Source organism: Flagellimonas crocea, from assembly GCF_033441595.1.
GTDB lineage: Bacteria > Bacteroidota > Bacteroidia > Flavobacteriales > Flavobacteriaceae > Flagellimonas > Flagellimonas crocea.
The window spans coordinates 504,886-521,233 of sequence record NZ_JAUZVX010000003.1 but is presented as its reverse complement, the minus strand read 5'-3'; the positions used below and the strand labels follow the sequence as shown (position 1 = coordinate 521,233).

General features: G+C 43.9%; 13 protein-coding genes. 3 read left to right on the top strand and 10 right to left on the bottom strand.

The window, feature by feature from the left end:
• Positions 1-56 precede the first annotated feature (56 nt).
• Entirely contained in the window at positions 57-2,837 is a 2,781-nt protein-coding gene (locus SD449_RS11770) for a M16 family metallopeptidase (RefSeq protein ID WP_318310818.1), read from the top strand.
• A gap of 76 nt (positions 2,838-2,913) precedes the next feature.
• Here the strand turns inward: SD449_RS11770 and dinB are convergent, their stop codons facing one another.
• Positions 2,914-4,014 (bottom strand): DNA polymerase IV, encoded by a 1,101-nt coding sequence (gene dinB, locus SD449_RS11765; RefSeq protein WP_318310817.1) that lies wholly within the window; start codon positions 4,012-4,014, stop codon positions 2,914-2,916.
• Positions 4,015-4,041: 27 nt separating this feature from the next.
• On the opposite strand from dinB, the gene SD449_RS11760 reads away from it, so the two are divergent.
• Both SD449_RS11760 and SD449_RS11755 read left to right on the top strand, forming a co-directional pair.
• On the top strand, positions 4,042-4,515 hold the full coding sequence (locus SD449_RS11760; protein ID WP_318310816.1) for a CYTH domain-containing protein: 474 nt from the start codon (positions 4,042-4,044) through the stop codon (positions 4,513-4,515).
• Positions 4,509-5,183, top strand: coding sequence for a lysoplasmalogenase (locus tag SD449_RS11755; RefSeq protein ID WP_318310815.1), 675 nt, complete (start codon positions 4,509-4,511; stop codon positions 5,181-5,183). The genes SD449_RS11760 and SD449_RS11755 overlap by 7 nt, the downstream gene beginning before the upstream one ends.
• Before the next feature lie 4 nt (positions 5,184-5,187).
• Here the strand turns inward: SD449_RS11755 and SD449_RS11750 are convergent, their stop codons facing one another.
• From SD449_RS11750 to SD449_RS11710, 9 genes are all read right to left on the bottom strand, one after another.
• Positions 5,188-6,483, bottom strand: coding sequence for a Zn-dependent hydrolase (locus tag SD449_RS11750; protein WP_318310814.1), 1,296 nt, complete (start codon positions 6,481-6,483; stop codon positions 5,188-5,190).
• A gap of 54 nt (positions 6,484-6,537) precedes the next feature.
• On the bottom strand, positions 6,538-7,677 hold the full coding sequence (locus tag SD449_RS11745) for an AEC family transporter (RefSeq protein ID WP_318310813.1): 1,140 nt from the start codon (positions 7,675-7,677) through the stop codon (positions 6,538-6,540).
• Positions 7,677-8,876, bottom strand: coding sequence for a pyridoxal phosphate-dependent aminotransferase (locus tag SD449_RS11740; RefSeq protein ID WP_318310811.1), 1,200 nt, complete (start codon positions 8,874-8,876; stop codon positions 7,677-7,679). The genes SD449_RS11745 and SD449_RS11740 overlap by 1 nt, the downstream gene beginning before the upstream one ends.
• A 140-nt stretch (positions 8,877-9,016) precedes the next feature.
• The gene (locus SD449_RS11735) at positions 9,017-9,622 is read right to left on the bottom strand and encodes a TetR/AcrR family transcriptional regulator (protein ID WP_318310809.1); all 606 of its coding nucleotides are present in this window, start codon (positions 9,620-9,622) and stop codon (positions 9,017-9,019) included.
• A gap of 4 nt (positions 9,623-9,626) precedes the next feature.
• The gene (locus SD449_RS11730) at positions 9,627-11,027 is read right to left on the bottom strand and encodes a TolC family protein (RefSeq protein ID WP_318311239.1); all 1,401 of its coding nucleotides are present in this window, start codon (positions 11,025-11,027) and stop codon (positions 9,627-9,629) included.
• A gap of 31 nt (positions 11,028-11,058) precedes the next feature.
• Positions 11,059-14,208 carry an efflux RND transporter permease subunit gene (locus tag SD449_RS11725; protein WP_318310808.1) on the bottom strand — a complete coding sequence of 1,050 codons (3,150 nt, stop codon included), beginning with the start codon at positions 14,206-14,208 and terminating at the stop codon, positions 11,059-11,061.
• Between the two features lie 32 nt (positions 14,209-14,240).
• Positions 14,241-15,320: an efflux RND transporter periplasmic adaptor subunit gene (locus SD449_RS11720; protein ID WP_318310807.1), complete on the bottom strand. Its 1,080-nt coding sequence runs from the start codon at positions 15,318-15,320 to the stop codon at positions 14,241-14,243.
• Positions 15,321-15,359: 39 nt separating this feature from the next.
• A complete protein-coding gene (locus SD449_RS11715) occupies positions 15,360-15,839 on the bottom strand; it encodes a GbsR/MarR family transcriptional regulator (protein WP_318310806.1) in 480 nt (159 codons plus the stop codon).
• A gap of 102 nt (positions 15,840-15,941) precedes the next feature.
• Entirely contained in the window at positions 15,942-16,340 is a 399-nt protein-coding gene (locus SD449_RS11710; RefSeq protein ID WP_318310805.1) for a hypothetical protein, read from the bottom strand.
• Positions 16,341-16,348: the final 8 nt, after the last annotated feature.

Below are 16,348 nucleotides of genomic sequence, written 5' to 3'. Positions count from 1 at the left end.
GTAAACTATTTCCTATATTGTGTAGGTCAAATTTATCAATCAATAAAGCAATCAAAATGAAAAAATTACTTCTTGCCCTTATAGTGGGCCTTTGGTTCTCAGCGCCAAATTATGCACAAAGTTTTCAGTTCAAAGCTGACGACATCGACATCGATTACAAAACGTACACCTTAAAAAATGGACTTACGCTCTTGGTCTACGAGGACCACAAAGCGCCCATAGCGGCAGTGAACGTATGGTACCACGTTGGGTCCAAAAATGAAAAACCCGGCAAAAGTGGATTCGCCCACCTATTTGAGCACCTAATGTTCAATGGTTCCGAAAACTACAATACCGATTACTTCCAAGCACTTGAGAGCATCGGGGGAACAGATCTCAATGGAACGACGAATACCGACAGGACCAACTACTTTCAAAATGTTCCGGTTTCTGCCCTTGACCAAGTTCTTTTTTTGGAGTCCGATAGAATGGGGCATCTACTCGGTGCCATCGACCAAGAAAAGCTGGACGAGCAAAGGGGTGTTGTTCAAAATGAAAAACGACAAGGCGAAAACCAGCCCTATGGCATGCAATGGGACTACTTGACCAAGGCGATGTACCCGAAAGGACATCCTTACTCTTGGACCGTAATCGGGGAAATGGAAGACTTGAACGCCGCCTCATTGGAAGACGTTCAGGAGTGGTTCAAATCCTATTATGGGGCCGCCAATGCCGTGGTCGCGGTAGCCGGAGATGTAAATGCGGAGGAAGTCCACCAAAAAGTGATCAAATATTTTGGCGACATACCTTCCGGGCCTACCGTGGAGCGCCAAGAAGTGAATATCCCGAACAAAGTGTACGACTCCCGACAGGTTTATGAGGACCGAGTGCCCGAAACAAGGGTTCTTTTTGCGTGGAACACGCCACCGTTCGGAACAAGGGAAGACCTACATTTTGATTTGATATCGGCCATACTCACCAGTGGCAAGAACTCCAGATTGTACCAAAAATTCATTTATCAAGATCAGTCGGCCAGTGCCGCGGTATCATTTCAATCCTCCAGTGAAATTGCCAGTCAGTTCATTACTTGGCTGAATGTAAAATCCGGAGAAGACCCCAAAAAATTGGAACGGGAACTTTCTGAGGAAATAAACAGATTCATCAAGGAAGGCCCCACCGAAGAAGAATTAAAAAGGGTAAAGGCCAGTTATTTTGCCAGCTTCATCAAAGGATTGGAAAGAATTGGCGGTTTCGGAGGGGTATCCGATATCCTTGCTTCCAACCAAACCTACCATAATGATGCATCTTACTACAAGACCAAGTTGAAATTTGTGGAAGATGCAACAGCGGAAGACCTCAGGAAGACGGCTGAAAAATGGCTGACGAAGGGGAAACATATCTTGGTATGCAAGCCCTTTCCGGAATACGATATCGTGGAGTCTTCGGTGGACAGAAGCAAATTGCCGGAGTTGGGAGAGCCAAAAAGCTCAAAATTCCCCGAGCTTCAGCGTACGCAATTATCCAATGGCCTAAATGTGGTCTTGGCACAAAGAAAGGGAGTGCCCACCGTTGTAATCAATTTAGTGGCCGATGCAGGATACAAAACTGATTATTTGTCCAGTCCCGGTACCGCAAAATTGGCCATGAACTTGATGGATGAAGGAACCAAGGACAAAAGCTCCTTGGAGATCAATGAGCAGCTCCAACTCTTGGGAGCATCCTTGAGCACCTTTTCCAGCCAAGATGAATCCAATGTTTACATGAGCACCTTAAAGCCCAGTTTGGATGCCAGTTTGGACCTCTTCTTGGATGTGGTGCTAAACCCCGTGTTTCCCCAAAAGGAGTTTGAGCGTCTTCAAAATGAACAGATCAATGACATCAAACAGGAAAAATCACAGCCCATTACCATGGCATTGCGGGTAATGAACAAATATTTGTATGGCGAAGATCATCCGTATAGCAGTCCTTACACCGGAACAGGCTACGAGGATTCAGTTTCAAAATTGACAAGGGAGGACGTGGTCGAATTTTACAATACTTGGTTCAAACCGAACAACGCCACCTTGATCGTGACCGGGGATGTGGAAATGAACGAACTCAAATCCAAGTTGGAAAAAACTTTGGGCAAATGGAAAAAAGGTGATGTGCCACAAATTGTCTTCAATGAGCCAAAAACCAATTCCAAGAACACACTTTACCTCATGAACCGACCAGAGTCCCAACAATCTGTGATTTTGGCAGGACATTTGACCGAAAAGTATGGTGATGTCAACGAAATTGCCTTGGAGCAAATGGTGAACATCCTTGGGGGCGATTTTACGTCGCGTATCAATATGAATTTGAGAGAGGACAAACATTGGTCCTACGGAGCGGGCGGTTTTGTGATGGGTTCCAAAGAAGAACGTCCGTTTATAGTCTATGCGCCTGTACAAACGGATAAAACCGCGGAATCCGTTACGGAAATAAGAAAGGAGATTTCAGAATTTACATCAACCCGTCCGGCGACCAATGAAGAGCTTGAAAAAGTCAAGACAAACCAAGTGTTGAAACTTCCGGGTCAGTGGGAGACCAACAGTTCTGTCAATAGTTCTGTTCGCAGCTTGATCAGGTATAGCTTACCGGATGATTACTATCAAAAATATGATCAAAATGTCAGAAACCTTTCGGTTGATGATATCAGAAAAGTGAGCAACGAAGTGGTTCAACCTGAAAAGGTGAACTGGTTTATGGTCGGCGACAGGGCCGAGATCATCAATAAATTGGACGAATTGGGCTTCGATAACATTATTGAGATCGATGCCGATGGCAATCCTAAGAAACCAGCGGTAAAACCGATGGAGACGGATATTAAAAATTAATAAGTATAGGAGGCTGTCTGGGAATACGCCATTCCGAAATGAGTTCGGAATGATATGTTTTTGGACAGCCTCTTTTTTAAAAATCAAATTTGAGCTGAACGAGCACGGACTCTTTTTCAGGTTGTTCCTTTTCCTTTTCTGTGTTGAGGTTGGCCAATGAAATACCCAACAACCTCACCGAATTTTCCAAAGTGGATTGGTATAAAAGCTCTTTGGCAGTTTCCAATATTAAATCCTTGCTTGCAATAAAATAGGGAAGGGTCTTGCTTCTGGTCTGTAATGTAAAATCACTGTACTTTATTTTTAGAGTGACGGTTTTGCCTGCAATTTTGGATTTTTGAAGCCTTCTTTCCAGTTCGATGGCAATGTTTTCCAATTTTTCGAGCATAAAAATCTCACTGCTCAGATTTTCTGAAAAAGTTCGCTCCGCACCGACCGATTTTGGAATACGATGCGGTTTCACGCTGCTTAAATGTATTCCCCTTACCACATTGTAATAGTGGCCCCCACTTTTTCCAAAATGCTGATCAAGGAATTCCAATGACTTTTCTTTGAGGTCTTTCCCAGTAAAAATGCCCAAGCGGTACATCTTTTCCGCGGTTACCTTGCCCACACCGTAGAACTTTCGAATATCCAAGTTTTCCAAAAACTCGATCACTTCTTCGGGGTTCACCGTTTTTTGCCCATTGGGCTTGTTGTAATCGCTGGCGACCTTGGCTATAAACTTGTTTATGGATATTCCTGCGGAGGCGGTCAATCCCGTTTTCTCGTATATCTTTTTCCGTATTTCCTTGGCGATCAAAGTGGCGGACGGATTTCCTTTTTTATTTTCCGTTACATCCAGATACGCCTCGTCCAAAGAAAGCGGTTCCACCAAATCCGTATATTCAAAAAAAATGCTTCGAATCTGCATGGAAACTTCCTTATAGCGATCAAAGCGCGGCTTGACAAAAATAAGTTCCGGGCAATTTCTTTGCGCAATCGATCCTGCCATGGCGCTTCGCACACCGAATTTTCGTGCCTCGTAGCTTGCAGCGGACACCACGCCACGTTTGGACCCTCCACCCACGGCAATCGGTTTTCCCTTAAGCTCTGGGTTGTCATGCTGTTCCACGGACGCATAAAAGGCATCCATGTCCACATGAATAATTTTTCTTAAGGGAAAATCAAAGTCCATTTTCAAATTTAGGGTATATTTAGTTCGATGGAACACTTGGAAATAGAACGAAAATTTTTGGTACGGTCAGATGCTTTTAAACAAGCAGCGACCTCTCAAACCCGAATAGTTCAAGGATTTTTAAACACAGACCCCGACAGGACCGTTAGGGTGCGAATTAAGGGCGACAAAGGATATTTGACCGTAAAAGGGCCCAGCAATGAATCGGGAACCACTCGATTTGAATGGGAAATAGAAATCAGTTGGACCGAGGCCACCAACCTTATCGATCTTTGTGAATCCGGTATTCTGGAAAAGATACGTTTTGAAGTGCCTTTTGGCAATCATTTGTATGAAGTGGATGAGTTTTTGGGCGAGAACAAAGGGCTTGTTTTGGCAGAAGTCGAACTCAAACATGAGGAGGAACGTTTTGAAAGGCCGGATTGGTTGGGGGAGGAAGTTACGGGCCAGATACAGTATTATAATTCTCAATTGAGCATAAAACCGTTCAAGGAATGGTAGCCAAAACCGATAAAAAAAGGTGGGGAATCAATATGTTGATATTGGTTTCAGCATGCTTGGCCATTTATTTTGGGCAAGATGATGACAGGTACCTTTTTATGTTTTTCAAACCATGGACGACAATCTTGGTGATCGCATTACTTTTTTTCGCTCCAAAAAGCAACAATTTAAAATTGGGAAGAATGGTCGCTATTGGCTTGGCATTCTGCTTGCTCGGTGATGTTCTGCTACTTTTTGAAGATTACTTTTTGTTTGGGCTTGTGGCCTTTTTGTTGGCACATATCCTGTTCTCCTTAGCATTCATCCAATACAAGGGATTCTACAAGAACTGGATTACCTTTCTAATTCTTTTCGGTATTGCCGGAGTTCTTTTCCTTTGGTTAAGACCGGGTTTGGGAGATTTGTTGCTACCTGTTTCCATGTATGTGTTGATAATCACCTTTATGGCATGGCAAGGAGTTGGCCTGTACGTGAGGGAAAGGAACAACGCACATGCCCTTATGGCTATGGCCGTATTATTTTTTATGCTTTCTGATGCACTGTTGGCGATTGCCAAATTCAAGACCCCTTTTTACCTCTCCGGACCATTGATTTTGGCCACGTATTGGATCAGTATCACATTTATTGCGAATGCCACTAGGAGCATAATCGCGTCTGTTCACAAATAAAAGATCAATCCAGTTTTTTATCAAGTGCCAACACCGTTTTTAAAAGCACATTGGCACCATTGGCCATATCTTCTGCGGATGTAAATTCTTTGGGTGAGTGACTGATGCCTCCTTTGCTCGGGACAAAAATCATTCCCACTGGTGCAAATCGCGATATATCCTGAGCATCATGGCCGGCACCGCTGGGCATATATTGATAACTTAATCCCAAGGACTTTGCGGATGATTCTATTTCTTTTTGAATGGAGGTGTCCGTTAAGGCAGGTTCTGCAGTTGTGTCCAACGGTAAAAATTCTACCGAGACGTTTGAAGCTTCAGCGATTTCTTCGGTTTTTTTCTTGATGGCTTCGTACACTTTTTGAATCACTTCGGAAGAGAGGTCACGGATTTCGAGACTGGCAACCACCTTTCCGGGTATGACATTGGGAGCCCCAGGCTCTGCCTTGATTCGGCCGACCGTGCCAACTTGGGTTCCATCAAAGCTGTTGGTGATCTCGTTAACGGCTACTATATATTTGGCGGCGGCCAATAGCGCATCCTGTCGGGCGTTCATGGGAGTGGTGCCCGCATGGTTGGCAAAGCCCGTAAATACCACATCCCACCAATTCAGGCCAACGATACCTTCTACTACACCAATGTCCAAATTCTCTTTTTCAAGCTTGCCTCCCTGCTCAATATGAAGCTCCAAGAACGCGGCCAAGCTGCCTTTTTCGCGTTTGGCCTCATTTATTTTGGTGGTATCGCCACCAATTCTCATGATTCCTTCACCCATCGAGTAGCCTGTGGAATTGACCACGCCGAGAGCAGACTTTCCTAAATTACCTGCCATGGCTCTACTTCCCATCACACCACCTTCTTCATTAGGAAAGATGATGACCTCGAGAGGGTGACTGGTTTTGATGTTGTTTTCGTTCAGGGTTTCAATGACTTCCAAAGCGGCCATGGAACCCACACAACCATCGTAATTTCCACCGTTGGGCACTCTATCAATATGGGAGCCAAAGGCAATGGGTTTTTTGGATGCATCCGTTCCCTTTCGGGTTCCGATAATATTTCCCGCAGCATCGACCTTCACATCCATGCCAAGGTCTTTTAAGGTTTTGATCACCCAATTTCTGGCTTCAACATCGGCATCACTAAAAGCGACCCGTTCCGTTTCCCCATTTTCCTGAAGACCGAATTTAGCAAGATCGAATATTCTTTCTTCAAGGCGGTCTTGGTCAACTGTAACAGAGGACTTTTGCGCCGATAGCATTCCAACAAAAAGAAGGGAAAAAACAATGTTGAGAAGTTGTTTCATGATTTCCTAGTTTCTTTAAAAGTAGGGATTTAGAACTAACTTTTATTAAAATGGCTAGGCGGCTTTTTCTGCGGTGGCGGCATTTATTTCATGATCGACCAATTTTTGTTCCGACCACTTTTTTTTACTGACACCACTGATCAATGGGATGGCAAAGCCAACTGCCAATAATGCAACGGATATCATGAAGATGTTAAATGGATTTACAAAGAATGACCCGCTGTTCAGAGTTGCCAGAATCAACATGGTGGACAATGGGAATGAAAGGGCCAAAATGGCCACACCAAAATCGCTGCTAAAGGTTCTTCTATTCGATTTTTTGTCCATCTCCATGCTGTCGACTGCCGCAATATGCGCGTAGGGCCAAAAGCTGCATGCGCTGAGTCCGAAGGCCATGGTCAGCAATATTTCGTTTTGCGCTTCGATACCAGTTACCGTTACAAATATTCCAGAAATCAACAGGACCAATCCCGCACGGGTGCACAACAAAGAAAAAATTTGGAAGAACTGTTTCCTTTTGATTTTTACGGCCAAACCAATAAACAACAACACCAAAGGAGTCATGATCAAACTCAGTTTTTCGAGGGTTTCGCTTAAAAAGAATGGCAAAGATTCCATATGCAATCCAAAAGCGAGCAAGATAAGGGCAGCTGCAATAAACACGTTCACAGGTTCGGAAACCATGGCCTTGATCAAGGGCTTTAATTTGGTTCCACCATTCTTTTTTTGGTTGGATTGCAGGCTATAATGCCAGTTCATGGCCACCAAGTATAAAAAGAAGAGTACGAATACCTTATTTCCCAAATCGGACATGGCGGCCTTTGCCAAATATTCTTCTCCTAAAAATTCCAATATAAAGGGAAAGGAAGAAAGGCCAGGCGCCAAAGAGGGCACCAACAATTTGGCGGTTCTATACTCTGAGGTTCCTTTTCCAATACCCATAAGGGGCAAAATAAAGGGCATGGCAAAAAATAACAACAGGTTAAGCCCAAGGGCCAACAGGGGCAATATTAGTAAATGCAATTCTACCTTGATTCCCAGCAGGGCAATAAATATGGTCGCTGGCAACGCAAGGTTAAGAATCACCTTTTTTATTCCAGTAATCTCTTCCTTGGATTTAAACTTTACCTTAAGTAAGATTCCAATGAAGATGAAAAAAAGAAATACTATGGTTTTTTGAATACCTACATCCACTATACCAACACTTTATTGAGTGCGGCGGTAAATGTTTTCATTTCGTCCATGGTTCCCATACTTACACGGCACCAGTTTTGGTCCATGAACTGGAAAGCACGAACTCCCACCTTCAACTCGGTCATTTGTTCCAAAAATGCCTGTCCTTCCATGTCAATAGGGAATATGATAAAACTTGTGGAAGATGGAACGTAAGAAGTGATTCCCATTTCTTCTAAGCTTTTATACACATAGTCACGGCATTCAGCATTTAGCTTACGGGACTTTTCAATGAATGCATCATCATCCATGGCAGCCATGGCAGCGTATACAGAGGGTAAAGAGATTCCCATACCTCCCCTTGTTATTTTTTGTATTCTTCCCAAAGTTTCTTCTTGGGCAACGGCGTATCCGACACGTAGTCCTGCCATTCCGTGAATTTTGGAGAAGGTTCTGGCAATGATTACATCTTTGCCTTCGTTCACTAAAGAAACCATACTTTTTTTGGCACCGTCTTCCAAGAACCATAGATAGGCTTCATCCACAAATACAGGAACCTTTTCAGATACCCTGGAGCAAAAATCGACCAATTCCTCATGGTCGGTCATAGAACCTGTAGGGTTATTGGGGTTACATATGTAAACAAGTTTGGTGTCATCATCAATGGCTTCTTCCATGGCCTTTAGGTCGTGTGACCAGTCATCCTTTAATGGAACGGGCTTCCAGCTTGCCCCAACAGACTCTGCTACTCTAATAAGGGACATGTAGGCAGGATCTGCGGAAACCACATTGCCTCCGTTCATAAAAAAGACCATGGCCGTTTTTTCCAACAAGTCAGAAGAACCGGGTCCCATCATCACATTTTTACTTTCAACGCCTTCAAAGTCGGCTATTTTGTCCACCAACTGGAACAATTCCTTCCAAGCATACCTGTTCCCGCCGGATGCTGAATTCTTAAAAGCTTCCAAGGCCATTGGAGATGGTCCGTAGGGATTCTCGTTGGCATTCAGTTTTGCGGCCAGTTCAGGCAGCACGTTTTCTGGTTTTGGCAAATACTCTTTAAAGAAAGGACTATAGACAGCATTGCCTTCTGTGTCCAAGGTTAAAGGGGCTTTTGGTGTTTCAGCTAATCCGATATATGGCAAGGCCATTGCACCCCCTGCGGTGAGCACACTTTTTCTTATCCAATCGCGTCTGTTGATGTTAGTTGTAGTTCCCATTGGTTTTTTAGTTTTTAGAAGAACTTAAAAATACGCGATCATTATGCTAAAAACAACAGTAAAAACGTAAAAATCAGGTGATTAAAGAAGAATATATTAAAATTGAGGTAGTTTCTTTAGAAAATTGACAGTTTCAATAACTACTGTAAGGGGCTTTTTTGAAGATATGTTAAGGTGAGTATCCCCCTTAGATTATTGATAATGATATGGTCCAATAATTCGTGTAGGCTGTATTCATCAAATAAATTGGCCTTGGAATACACCGTTTCTTCCATCCGGGACAAAAAAAGCGAGCAGACCAACTCTACTTTTACATTTTTTCGCACTTGTCCGAGTTCCTGTGCTTTCTTCAATAATGGACAAACAACTTCCCAAACAATGTCCTGTTTTATGAGGGAATATACCTTATATGCCTCGGGATAATACTTGTTGAGACCATACAGAAAGGAAGGGTTGATCTCTTTGAAAGTAATCAACCCTTGCTTATAAATATATATTATTGTGGTAAGTGGCTGCCCCTCATTGGGATTGTTGAGCATGTAATTGTCGATATTGGCACGGATTTTACCAAAATAATAGGATAGGCTTTCCTTGACCAATTCTTCTTTACTGCTAAAATGCTTGTAAAGGGTTTTTTTGGATATACCGAGGTTCTGGGACAATTCGTCCATGGAGAACCGTTTGCTACCAAATTTGGTGAAGTTCTCTATGGCATAGGCCAAGATATCGTTTTTCCCCTCTATCATTATTTTATTTCCAACCTCCGCCCAAGGCCCTGTACAATTCCACAATAGCGCCAAGTTGTGCGTATTGGGAATCCACATAGTTCAGTTCGGAATTCAATGCATTTTGTCGAGCGGTCAATACCTCCAAATAGTTGGCCAGACCGTTGTTCAACAATTCTTCGGAGTAATCCTCGGCGGTCGCATAGGCATCAAGCTCTTTGGAACGAGCCTCCAATTTTTGGGTTTCGGCTTCATATGTATACAATGCATCGCTCACTTCCCTGCCTGCGGTGAGCAAAGCTTGTTTGTAGTTGAGCAAAGCTTGTTCTTGTTGAGCTTTGGCCACTTCCATTTGAGTTCGTAAACGTCTACCGTTAAAAATTGGCTGGGTCAATGATCCCACTAGACTGGAAAAGAGGGAACTTGCATCCAGCCAATTGTCAAATTCCAAACTTTGAAATCCTCCTGATGCGGATAAACTCAATGATGGATATAGACTGCTTTTGGCCACGTTGGTTAATTCAAAGGCATTGATAAGACCGTATTCCGCCTGCATCACATCAGGCCGATTGGCAAGGAGCAAATAGGGAACCCCTGTGCTCAATTCCGTTTCAATGGTTTGATCGTCCAAACTTCCACGCTCAATTTTTTGTGGCGCTTCACCCAAAAGAATACTGAAGGCATTTTCCAACAGTTTGATATTGTTCTCAAGGTCTATCACGATGATTTCGGTAGTATGCACTTGGGCTTCCGTTTGCTTTACGGCAACTTCGGTAACCTGTCCTGCCTCTTTTAGTGCAACCGTGGTCTCCAAACTGTTCTTTCTGGCCTCCAAGGTTTTCTTGGAAACTTCCAGTTGTTTGTCCAGGGCCAACAATTGATAGTAGGTGGAGGCAATGTTCGCGATCAAGTTGGTCTTTACCGCTTGATGGGCAGAAACACTCTGCAAATAGGAAGCACCAAAGGCGCGTTTGTTACTTCTGATCTTGCCCCAAACATCCGCCTCCCAAGAGAGGCTACCAGATAGTTCGTATTGTTCCAAAGGTCTGGTGAAAAAGCTTCCGAACTGACTGTTTTCCGAGTTTTTGGTCCTTGTGAAACTGGCCGTTCCCGAAAGGGTCGGGTAATAACCGGCCTTTCCCTGTTTTACATACGCTTCGGCGGCCACAACGTTCTGTAGCGCAATACGGATATCTATGTTGTTCTCCAGACCTTCTTCTATGTAGGATTTTAGCTGTTCGTCGTTGAACAAATCCCTCCAGGATACATCGGCCATGGAAATGCTGTCCTGTGGCAGATTATCGGTCCGGTAGAGGTTTTCGGTCTCAACTTCTGGTCTTGAGTAGTTTTTGGCCACGAAGCACGATTGCAACAAAAGTGGCATCGTAAGTACCAATAACAATTTATATGTGGATTTTATTTTCATGGTCGATATTCTTTGTTCCATCAAAGGATAGTTAGGCATTGTCGGTTTTTTGAAGTTCATCAAATGGCTTTCCTGAAATACGTTCCTGCAATGCTTGGAACACTACAAAGAGCACGGGAATTATAAATACCCCAAGTATGGTTCCCACAAGCATTCCCCCTACGGCACTCACCCCAATGGATTGGTTTCCTACGGCACCGATACCCGATGAAAGGGCCAACGGCAGCAGACCGAATATGAACGCGAAGGATGTCATCAAAATCGGTCGGAGCCTTGCACGTGCACCATCGGCAGCGGCATCAAATAAGGATAGGCCCGCTCGTCTACGTTGCAAAGCAAACTCCACGATCAGAATGGCATTTTTGGCCAAAAGACCTATCAGCATGATCAGTGCAATCTGGAAATAAATATTGTTTTGTAAACCAGCTAGGTTGACAAAGAGAATAGCTCCTGCTATACCAAATGGAAGCGACAACAATATGGAAAGTGGTAAAATATAGCTTTCATATTGTGCACTCAACAAGAAGTAAACGAATACCAAGCTCAAGATAAAAATGAGTATGGTCTGTGAACCTGAGTTGCTTTCTTCCCTTGTCAATCCGGAATAATCGTAGGTGTACGAGTTTGGCAACACTTCTGCCGCAACTTCCTCGATGGCCGTGATGGCATCACCTGTACTATAACCTGCATTGGGCACTCCTGTAACGCTCACAGAACTCAGCAAGTTGAAGCGCTGTACGACCTCTGGGCCATATATTTTTTTGAGATCCACAAACTGGCTTACCGCAACCGATTCTCCGTTGGCATTCCTTACGAAAATATGGCTCAGGGAGTTTTCGTTGGCACGGTCTTCGGGTTTTGCCTGAATCATTACACGGTATTGCTTTCCAAACCTATTGAAATCGGTCGCATAAATACCTCCATAATAACCTTGCAGGGCATTGAATATATCGGTGGCGGTCAACCCGGCCATTTTTACTTTTTCCATATCGATGTCCAAATCGTACTGGGGAAAACCAGGATCGAACTGTGAAATGGCATATTGAATTTCAGGTCTGGCATTTAAGGCTTGCAAAAACTGATTCTTCACATCGTTGATGGAATTCCAGTCTTCACCCGTTTTACTCTGAAGCTGTACCTCAAAACCTGAACTGGTACCGAATCCTTGGATACTGGGAGGGGTGAAGTAAATGATCTGTGCATCATTGAAACCTGCCGTTATCCCATATAATTTCTGCATGGTCGCATTTACGGATAGGGAATCGGCGTCCCTCTCGCTCCAATCCTGTAGCTTCATAATGGAGAAAGCGTAGGACCCGGCGCTTACACGGTTCAGCAAGCTAAAGCCTGCCACGCTCATCCTTACATCGATGATATCCATGGACTCATAAATGGAATCCAATTTCATGATGGTCTCCTCCGTTTTTTCAATGGTAGTACCTGGGGGCATGCTCACGTTTACAAAAATCATCCCGCGATCCTCGTCGGGAACAAACCCGGATGGTGTGGAGCGGAACAGGAATATGGCAAGCGCACTAAAGCCCAAAAGCATGGCAAGCGTGATCCATTTACGCTTCACCAAAGTACCTATGGAGTTTGTGTATTTGTTGGTGATTGCGGTAAAACCGGTATTGAATCCCCTAAAGAAACGCGCCAAAAAGTTTGACTTTTTACCTTTTTCATGGTCGTGCGGCTTTAGGAACAAGGCCGCCAATGCGGGGCTCAACGTCAAGGCGTTTATGGCCGAGATTAAAATGGCAACGGCCAGGGTAATACCAAATTGTTGGTAGAAAACCCCCGAGGAACCTTGAATAAAGGAAACAGGAATGAATACTGCGGACATTACCAAGGTAATGGAGATAATGGCCCCCGAAATTTCGCTCATCGCACTCTTGGTAGCGGTCTTGGCCGAATCGGCACCATCTTCCAGTTTGGCATGGACCGCCTCGACCACCACGATGGCATCATCCACCACAATTCCAATGGCCAAGATCATGGCGAAAAGCGTCAACATGTTGATGGAATATCCGAACAGTTGCAGGAAAAAGAATGTACCGATAATGGCAACGGGCACTGCAATAGCGGGAATTAAAGTGGACCTAAAATCCTGAAGGAAAAGGAACACTACGATAAACACCAAAATAAATGCCTCGATCAAGGTTTGTACCACGTGATCTATGGAAGCATCCAGGAAGTCCTTGGAGTTGAACGGGATTACGTAATCCAATCCTGTGGGGAAATCAGCTTTGGATTCTTCCAAAATTGTTTCAATCTCATCGATGATCTCCTTGGCATTGGACCCTGAGGTTTGGTAAACCCCCACAGCAACACCGGGGTTTCCCATACCAGAGTTTTTCCTTACGTAGCTCAAGGCGCCAAGTTCTATTTCGGCCACATCTTTTAGGCGAAGAAAACCGCCATCATCCGTAGTTCTAAGAATAATGTTCTCGTATTCCTCTACTTCGGACAAACGCCCTTTGTATTTCATCACATATTCAAAAACACCATCGGCGTTCTCTCCGATTTTTCCCGTGGCAGCTTCCCTGTTCTGTTCCCGTAGAGCAGCCTGAATATCGGCGGGCACCAGATCATAGGCCGCCATTTTATCGGGAGAAATCCAGATCCGCATGGAATAATCTTTGGACCCGAACACATTTACGTTACCTACGCCTTTGATTCTTTGTAATTGGGGAACCAGGTTGATCTTGGCATAGTTTTCCACAAACGTGGCATCATAATCCTCATTTTCGGAAAAAATGGAGAAAAACAACAGCGCGCTGTTCTGCGCTTTTTGGGTGGTGACACCCGTGTTTATAACTTCTTGGGGCAATAGGCTATTGGCCCTGGCCACCCTGTTCTGCACGTTTACCGCTGCAATGTCGGGGTCAACGCCAAGTTCAAAGAATACACTTATGTTGGCGGCACCATCGTTACTGGCAGATGAGGTCATGTAGGTCATTCCCTCTACACCATTGATTTGCTCTTCCAACGGAATAACCACACTTTTCAGTACGGTTTCCGCGTTGGCTCCAGTATAGTTGGCGTTCACCTGTACCGTTGGTGGTGCAATCTCCGGATATTGTTCTACGGGCAATGTACTCAGCCCTAGAATACCCAAGATTACAATGATTACGGATATTACTGTGGAGAGTACAGGACGATCTATAAATTTTTGGAACATATGTAAGTTGTTCTATAAGAGGTTGATGGTAATTATTGTTTTACAGGATCGATGGTCTGTCCATCCTTGAGCTTGGATACACCCTCGGTAACAATGGTGCTTCCCTCTTCCAAACCTTCTGCTACGATAAATTCCTTATCGGTTTGGGCAGTAATGTTCAATGGAACCGTTTTCACTGTATTGTCATCATTCAGTACATACACCATTTTGGTGCCTTGAAGGTCCACGGTCACGAATTGCGATATCACAAAAACATCTTCATAGGTGGTCGGAACCTTAATGGTTCCTGTACTTCCCGAACTCAGCAATAAATTTGGGTTGTCAAAATCGGCTCGCAGGGTAACGCTGCCCGTAGTTGGGTTGATGATGTTGTTGATCATGGCGATCTTTCCTTTTTGAGGATACGTATCACCATTGATCATCACCAATTCCACTTCCGGTGTATTTGCTGCAGAAACAGCTGACCCATCACCCGTCATTTCGCTTTTCATTTCCAAAAGTTCCTTTTCGGTCATGGAAAAATAAGCGCGGATACCGCTTATATCGGAAACCACCGTCAATGGTTCGCCCATGGTACTGCTTACCAAGGCCCCTACTTTGTAGGGAATCTCGCCAATGTATCCATTTACGGGGCTAACAATATTGGAGTACCCAATGTTTGCCGATATACTATTGTAGTTGCTTTTGGCCTGTTCCAAACGGGCTTTGGCAGTTTCCAATTGTACTTCGCTGATAATGTTCTTTTCAACCAACGGGACCAATTTGTTCACTTCTACCTGGGCAACGTTTACTGCGGCCTTGGCAGCTTCCGCATCTTGCGAAAGGGTCTGTGTTTCCAATTTGAACAATAGTTGGCCTTTTTTTACTTTTTGGCCCTCTTCCACATAAATGTTTTGGACGAACCCAGAAACTTTGGGCCATATTTCCACATTCTGCTTGCCCTGTATGTTGGTGGAATATGAATTGTATATGGTGATGTCCTGCTTTTCCAAAGTGCTTACTTTGAGCGAGGGGGTTTGAGGCCCTGTTGCAGCCTGCTGCTTGTTTTTGCCCCCACAGGATAGGATCAATAGTGCGACTGTTGATACTAAGGTTGATTTGATTGTTTTCATGTACGAACTTGCTTTGTTACGTTTTGGTTGTTGGAGTGATTACTCGTTTAAAATTGATTCCAGTTTTTTGATGGACTTTTTTAGGATCTTTTCGTTCTCGTTGGCATAATCCAAATACACTTCGGTTCTTAATTGCCCCTCCTCGTATTTTTTGGGAGCATATCTTTTATGATAGTTCAAAACCAAGGTGATTATGTTTTTTTCAGCTTCAACGCGTTTTAGGTTTTCTTGTAGTTTGGAAAGAAAGAAGGTCTTCTTCTTTGCCGTTTTAAAATACCTTCTTCTATCACCCGGTTTGGTGAAATAGGTAATCAATCCCATGTTCATCAAAAGGTTCAATGAGGTGGAAGTGGAACTCTTGCTGGCCCCTCTTTTTTCCAAGCAGTCCTCAAAGGTGAGTCCGTCCTGGTCCGTTAAAATTAAGATGGCATAGATGCGGGCCGCTAAGGGGGGCAGGTTTTGCTCCTGCTCCAGGTGCACTCCCAATGTTTCAATGATTTCTTCCTTCGAATGTTCCATATAATGGATTTTGAAGGTGCAAATATATAATTGGTTCGGAACAAACCGAACCAATAGAACTTAAATGTTTGTTAAAAGAAAGTTTTCTTTGAAAAATATGCGTTAATCCTCGGTAAGAATACCTTCCTTTTCTATTATAGGGATAGTGGTAAGGCGATTTTCTGTGATGGAATGTTTGGGAAACAGGAATCTTTTTTCAAAAAGTTTGTCTTCGGCAAAAAAGGTCACGAAGAATTCATTGTTCAGCGCCAACACCTCTTCCTGTATAAACTCGATTTTTTTGAAGGATTTTGCCTCAACGATACCAATGCCATGCCGCATGGTAGAAGTTTTTTTGTCCCCATCAAAACCTTTGGAGACCACAATGGTCATTTCAATGGCATCCTCCCTGTTGTTGATGATATAGGCGTTCCACTCTTTGGACAGAAACTCATCGTTCCATTCACGAATTACTGCAACGTGTACATCCTTGGCAACGGGAATTTCAATATCGTTTTTCATAAAATGGG

Coding starts and splice junctions, on each gene's coding strand:
- SD449_RS11770 (WP_318310818.1), top strand. CDS start 57: ATGAAAAAATTACTTCTTGCCCTTATAGTGGGCCTTTGGTTCTCAGCG.
- dinB (WP_318310817.1), bottom strand. CDS start 4,014: ATGGACTTTGATTTTCCCTTAAGAAAAATTATTCATGTGGACATGGAT.
- SD449_RS11760 (WP_318310816.1), top strand. CDS start 4,042: ATGGAACACTTGGAAATAGAACGAAAATTTTTGGTACGGTCAGATGCT.
- SD449_RS11755 (WP_318310815.1), top strand. CDS start 4,509: ATGGTAGCCAAAACCGATAAAAAAAGGTGGGGAATCAATATGTTGATA.
- SD449_RS11750 (WP_318310814.1), bottom strand. CDS start 6,483: ATGAAACAACTTCTCAACATTGTTTTTTCCCTTCTTTTTGTTGGAATG.
- SD449_RS11740 (WP_318310811.1), bottom strand. CDS start 8,876: ATGGGAACTACAACTAACATCAACAGACGCGATTGGATAAGAAAAAGT.
- SD449_RS11735 (WP_318310809.1), bottom strand. CDS start 9,622: ATGATAGAGGGGAAAAACGATATCTTGGCCTATGCCATAGAGAACTTC.
- SD449_RS11730 (WP_318311239.1), bottom strand. CDS start 11,027: ATGAAAATAAAATCCACATATAAATTGTTATTGGTACTTACGATGCCA.
- SD449_RS11725 (WP_318310808.1), bottom strand. CDS start 14,208: ATGTTCCAAAAATTTATAGATCGTCCTGTACTCTCCACAGTAATATCC.
- SD449_RS11720 (WP_318310807.1), bottom strand. CDS start 15,320: ATGAAAACAATCAAATCAACCTTAGTATCAACAGTCGCACTATTGATC.
- SD449_RS11715 (WP_318310806.1), bottom strand. CDS start 15,839: ATGGAACATTCGAAGGAAGAAATCATTGAAACATTGGGAGTGCACCTG.
- SD449_RS11710 (WP_318310805.1), bottom strand. CDS start 16,340: ATGAAAAACGATATTGAAATTCCCGTTGCCAAGGATGTACACGTTGCA.